Origin of the sequence: Methylobacterium sp. yr668 (assembly GCF_900116245.1) — a bacterium.
In the GTDB taxonomy this organism is placed as follows: Bacteria; Pseudomonadota; Alphaproteobacteria; order Rhizobiales; family Beijerinckiaceae; genus Methylobacterium.
This window is the reverse complement of the sequence record NZ_FOZY01000082.1, coordinates 1-4,777: the sequence shown is the minus strand read 5'-3', so window position 1 is coordinate 4,777 and position 4,777 is coordinate 1. Positions and strand designations below refer to the sequence as shown.

The following is a 4,777-nucleotide window of genomic DNA, read 5'->3' as shown; positions in this document are numbered from 1 at the left end:
GCGGGGCTGATCAGTTTCCCCGGGCCGCCTCCTGCAGGATCAACTTGTCCAGGGTGAGATCCGCGATGGCTTTTCTGAGCCGCTGGTTCTCCGTCTCCAGATCCTTCATCCGCCGGACCTGATCCGACTTCAGGCCGCCGTACTCACGCCGCCAGCGGTAGTACGTCACCTCGCTCACGCCGATCGCGCGGATCGCCTCCGCCACGCTCTGGCCTTGGCCGACCAGCACGTCCGCCTGCCGCAGCTTTGCGACAATCTCCTCAGGCTTGGGTCGCTTCCTCGACATCGATCCGTCCTCCAGGCTCGAAAGCCATACCAAAGGGCGGACCACTTCATTGGGGGCGGATCACGGGCGAATACTTTTTCGCGAAGAGCCGCACTTTAAGTGCGGGCTACGGTCCGATTGTCGATTCGCCGGCTGTCCGTTTTGCGCCCACGCCATTCGCCTGCGGTGATCGCTCTGGGACCGGCGGGCCTGCGCGATTGCCGACAGCTGCTTCTTTCGAGGTAAGCGGTCGCCCTTGCATCGTTTCCCGTTGCATCCTTGCATGGGCGAGACATCGGGCTGCGCGCCATCATGATCAGCGCATGTTCCCCCGCCGGATCGCCCTACCTAGGCAGGGTGCCGCATCTTTCTGGGTGGATGAAGGAAGGTTAGGTAATGTTACAGCGGCCCATCCGGATCCTGGCCCCGACACGCTATCCCTGGCGCTTCAACGGGCCACGGCAATCGCGACACAGGATCGAGAACCGGAACTTCCTTCCGCTTAACTGGGTGCATCCAGGCATCGAGGGGATAACAGCCTTCAATCCTTGGCCACTGCGGCGCTTCGATCTCATTCACGCCTTCAACAGGATCCCCCTCGGCAACGCGCCATTCCTCATCGGTTTCGAATCTCATATGCCCAGAGGATTCGGCTTAGAGACCAGCCGCTATTACAGCTTGCTCTCGCGAATGCTCGCATCCCCGCGCTGTCGGGGCATCATCGCGATCTCCGAATATGCAAGAGAGATTTTCAAGGAGACGCATAAAAACAGTCCGCTGCGCGATATTCTCTGCGGAAAACTGTCCGTCCGGTACCCAAATATCGAGTTGCCGGCAGAGCCGGCTCGACCTGAGCCGGTGGGCCCGGCTCCGTTCGTCGTCTCATTCGTCGGCAATCATTTCGCGCGAAAGGGGGGGTGCGTTGCAGTTAGGCTGGCCGAATTGGCACTTCAAAAGAAGCTGCCGGTGCAGGTTGAGATCGTCAGTTCGCTGCAGGTAGGCCGCGGTGTCTGGACCGATCCTTTGAACGATCATTTTTATGATCGCTACCGCGCCGCGCTGAAGCTTCCGAACGTTCGCTGGCACGCCACACTGTCGAACGTTGAGGTCCATGATCTGTTTCGCCGCTCGCATATCTCGCTCCTCGCCACGTTCTGCGACACGTTCGGCTACAGTGCCATCGAGTCGATGATCCACGGCACGCCGGTCGTTGGCACGCGACAGGGCGCGTTGCCCGAATTCATCACGCACCGCCAAAACGGTCTTCTGCTTGATCTCGACACGACGCCGAACGGCGAGTGGGCCCATATTGCTCACCCCGACCGCGGCAGCCGAGATTACGAGGGCCTAGTTGAGGGCGAAATTGAACGGATGGCAATAACGGCGATCAGAGAGATCGAGCGGCTGATCGAACAGCCTGACGAACTCTACGATATGCGGCGCCACGCCCGATCCGATGCGGAGCGTCTCTTCGGCGCTAAGGAGGCAAATGAGTATTGGGACCATTTCTACGAGCGTGCGCTCACGGTGAAGGAGGCCGGTGAAGAGCGGTTCAGGCTCGAACTACGCTGACCGCCAGGAGCGTGACGGTGGCTCGGCCGACGTGGGGCGGCGCAAGCGTCCCGCGCCGCAGCTACCGCAGTCAGACTGGCATGGCGTAATGGGCCATGTGCTCGACGAGCATGGCCGGTGCGCCCGGCGCCCATGCGCTGGGAGCCATAGGATAGAAGCCCTTCTCTGCGTTGCCGCCCGCTCCCCCCAGCGCGATCTGAAGCATCATGAAGACGCGGTTCGGATCCTTCGGATCGGCTGGGTTGGCGAGGAAAAATCGATTGGGGACGGAGAACGTAAGGATCTCATCGATTCCGAAGGCCATGTATTCTGGGGTCCATTCGGACCAATACGTGTGGGGTTCGTCGTACCGGAAGTTGGGCAGAAGTCGCTCGATATCGACGAACTGCCCTTCCTTGGAACCGCCTGTTCCGGCTGCGCCCCACCAGTTTGTTTGGTAGGGAAGGACGGACGCAGGATCAGGCTGGTTAAACGAAATTTCGACCGTGTCCTGCTCGCAGTTCGGCCAGCGATAATGCGGAAGGCACAATTGCCAGCCTGCCGGCCAGCAACCCTGCTGCATGTTCAGGAGTGCGAAGCGATAGGCAAACCGACCATATCCTAGCCGTCCATTGTGTTCGGTCGAGACGAGCGGCGTGGAATGAGTGCACAGTTTGGTATGGCCTCCTTGCGCGACCACGGTGGGGCGCGGAAGGCGCTCCGGTACAAGCAGGCGCCGACCGTTGAGCATCTGGAGCGGCGCGGTGCCATGCAGGCCTGGATCCGAATAAAGGCCCACTTCGAGATTGGTGAACTGCGCCCGACCGCTCGGAAGGCTGTTAGTAAAGCATGGGCGTCCGTCTCGATCGAAGCCGGTGGCCGTGCAGTCGAATTCCTTGACGAGATCGCTATAGAAATCGCGCATCCAACCTTTGGCGACGGGTCTCGGCTTCGGCGCGTTCCAGGCCCGAACGATCGCTCCGAGCGCCAACGGAGACGGGTCCGAGGTGTCTGGCCCGATCCGCGCTTCCCCCTTCGCAATAACGGGACGGAAGTCATAGGTCACGAAGGGTCGAATCCGGATGCCTGCGGACGCGCTTGGACTCGGCAGGAGCACCGGAACGAGAACTTCATCGACATCGTGCTCAAACACGAAAGCGCCGGACCGAGGCGACGCGCCACCGTCGATCTCGAACCGGATGCAGCACGAATATGCAGTCGGTCCACCCCGACGGATCGCCACCGTCGCTGTCCGGCCGTTCGGAGCGACGCGCGCGTCATGGATCGAGTAAGATGGCAGGTCGCTGGGCGCCGAACCGGCAGCGGCGTGAGCGGCCGAAACCCGGGGCGCCGTAGCACCGGCTGCCAATAGGGCGAGGATCGCGCGACGATTTGGAGAAGCGAGCGTCGATCTAGAAAATGGCTGGCCTTGGCTCATGGCCTATCCTGCGTGCTAGTGAGGATTTCCGCGCGTCGCGAGCTTTGCTCCGCGATGCGATTGATGGCGTACAGGACACGTCGCAGAACCCTCAAGCGGTTCGCATGCGGGCGAACCGCTTCATGATGAAGCTCTGCGCAGGCCTTTCGACCAGACGATGTAGAAGCACTGCGATAGCGATTGCCAAGCTCACCCCGATCACAACGGCCAGCAGAGCGAGATCCGAACCGACACGTGGGGCGGCGATCTTGATCGCCGCCTGAACAAAATAAGGATGGCTCAAATAAAGCGCGTACGACGCATCCCCGAGCAGAATCAAGATTGCCACCCAGCGCCCGCTTAGAGGGGGCAGCGACAGGAAGGATGCCACGATGAGTGTCGCGACGAAACCGTGCTTGATAACCGAGGGCAGGTCTAGATCCAGCAGATAAAGCAGGAGAGCGCCGATCGCGAGGAGCGCAGCGAGCGCGGTACCTCTGCTTTCGAGCGGCAGCCGAGTCGCATAGACCTGCGATAGGATGAGACCGAAAGCGAACTCGAGGATCAATGGGCTCGTGTAGAAGCGCCAGAGCGCCCCCCCCTCAGGCCGTATCCATCCGACGAGGACGATCAGCGAGAGAAGCGCACAAGCAAACCCGACGGTATATCGGCCGGCGCTCAAACAAAAACAAAACAAAGCGTAGAAATACATCTCAAAACAGAGTGTCCATCCCAGAAAAAGCAGCGGCTGGATGAGTCCATTGTCTTTTTGATAGGGTATAAAGAAATAAGATCGGATAATTTTTTCGGCTGACACAGTGGTGCCGTTGACGAGGGTCGGAGCCACAAGGGCGACGAATACAACACCGGTGGTGAGGAGCCAGTAGAGCGGCACGACCCGGGCTGCACGACGGAGCGCGAAGTGGCCCATCCCACGCGCCGGCTCGGCCGTGTAGGCAATAATAAAGCCGCTCAGGACGAAGAAAATGTCGACACCGATAACCCCGTCATGGAAGGGATTTGAAGCTCGGCCTGCCTCAACCGACAACCCGCTGCCGACGTGAAATAAAACCACCAGGAAGGCCGCAACGAACCGGAGGATCTGAAGAGCCGGCAAGCGCTTGGGGCGCGGACTAGCCGCCGGCGTGGCTGTCGCAGATGAAATAGATTTCGTTCCGTGCACCGAGACGAAGCTGTGAAACATGTCGGCGGCGCTCTCCAGGCACACCATGCAGATTGCCGTGTTTGATTCCGGCACCACCTTGGCCAATTGATTTAGAGAATGGGAAGCGCGTTCATCCAAAAGTACACCTCGACTCAGGACTGCCGACTAACGGCGCCTAATAGAACCGCTTGATCTGATTGTTGCCCTCCGTCAGTCGGTCTTACCAGCCTCGTGCAGGCGCTCCGAGAAGCCTGATGCAGGTGAGCCCAAACGCCGGCCACCTACTAGGTGTATGGTCCCGGAATGTGGTGTGACGGATCGAGCCTGAAGCGTTTGGGCTCTTTGGTCCAGACCTGAAGGACATGCTCGTAGGGCGTGA

The 4,777-nt window shown here is 60.2% G+C and carries 3 protein-coding genes and 1 pseudogene; 1 reads left to right on the top strand and 3 read right to left on the bottom strand.

Annotation, left to right across the window (positions count from 1 at the left end):
- Positions 1-16: 16 nt before the first annotated feature.
- Positions 17-286 (bottom strand): annotated as a pseudogene (locus tag BM419_RS31405) (transposase); the annotation flags it as partial.
- Between the two features lie 375 nt (positions 287-661).
- On the opposite strand from BM419_RS31405, the gene BM419_RS31400 reads away from it, so the two are divergent.
- On the top strand, positions 662-1,837 hold the full coding sequence (locus BM419_RS31400; protein WP_091928758.1) for a glycosyltransferase family 4 protein: 1,176 nt from the start codon (positions 662-664) through the stop codon (positions 1,835-1,837).
- A gap of 70 nt (positions 1,838-1,907) precedes the next feature.
- On the opposite strand, the gene BM419_RS31395 is transcribed toward BM419_RS31400, so the two are convergent.
- Together BM419_RS31395 and BM419_RS31390 are read right to left on the bottom strand one after the other, a co-directional pair.
- Positions 1,908-3,254 (bottom strand): family 16 glycosylhydrolase, encoded by a 1,347-nt coding sequence (locus BM419_RS31395; RefSeq protein WP_091928757.1) that lies wholly within the window; start codon positions 3,252-3,254, stop codon positions 1,908-1,910.
- A 91-nt stretch (positions 3,255-3,345) separates the two neighbouring features.
- Positions 3,346-4,536 carry an acyltransferase family protein gene (locus BM419_RS31390; RefSeq protein WP_139257197.1) on the bottom strand — a complete coding sequence of 397 codons (1,191 nt, stop codon included), beginning with the start codon at positions 4,534-4,536 and terminating at the stop codon, positions 3,346-3,348.
- Positions 4,537-4,777: the final 241 nt, after the last annotated feature.